Source organism: Thermus altitudinis (genome assembly GCF_022760835.1).
Lineage (GTDB): Bacteria > Deinococcota > Deinococci > Deinococcales > Thermaceae > Thermus > Thermus altitudinis.
Window position 1 is genome coordinate 1 of the sequence record NZ_JAKTNQ010000001.1, and the last position, 555, is coordinate 555.

At 52.8% G+C, this 555-nt stretch carries 1 protein-coding gene; it reads right to left on the reverse strand.

Going from position 1 to position 555, the window contains the following annotated elements; all coding sequences use genetic code 11:
- The coding region (locus L0D16_RS00005; RefSeq protein WP_243029501.1) for an RNA-guided endonuclease InsQ/TnpB family protein at window positions 1–555 on the reverse strand (555 nt) is incomplete at both ends.

The following is a 555-nucleotide window of genomic DNA, read 5'->3' on the forward strand; positions in this document are numbered from 1 at the left end:
ACCTTATGGTGGAAGTCCCTTCTCTGATGGGCAATCTTGCGGTGTAGTTTAGCAAGCTGTCTTTTGGCCTTCTTGTACCGGTTGCTGCCCTTCTTTTTTCGGGAGAGCTTCCTTTGAACATCCGCAAGCTTGGCTTGGGTTTTCTGGTAGTACCTGGGAGCTTCTACCCTCTCCCCGTCGGAGGTGACAAGAAAGTGGGGGTTGGTACCTAGGTCTAGGCCAACGGCCTCATGGCTTTCGGGTAGGGGTTCGGGTTCAACCTCACAGACGAAGATGATGTACCAGTCATCCCCTTCCCGCTTTACCGTAGCCGTCTTTATCTTCCCTTCCAAAGGGCGGTGAAGTTTCACCTTCACCGACCCGACACCATAGATGAAAACCCGTTTGCCGTCCTTATGAAGTTTGACCCCGGTAGTCCCGGCCTGGGGGAAGGTGAAGGAGTCATACCGTCTTTTTCCTTTGAAGCGGGGGTAACCGGGTTTTTGTCCCTTCTTGACCCTACGGAAGAAACCTTGAAAGGCCCTATCTACCCTCTTTATCACATCCTGCAGGACC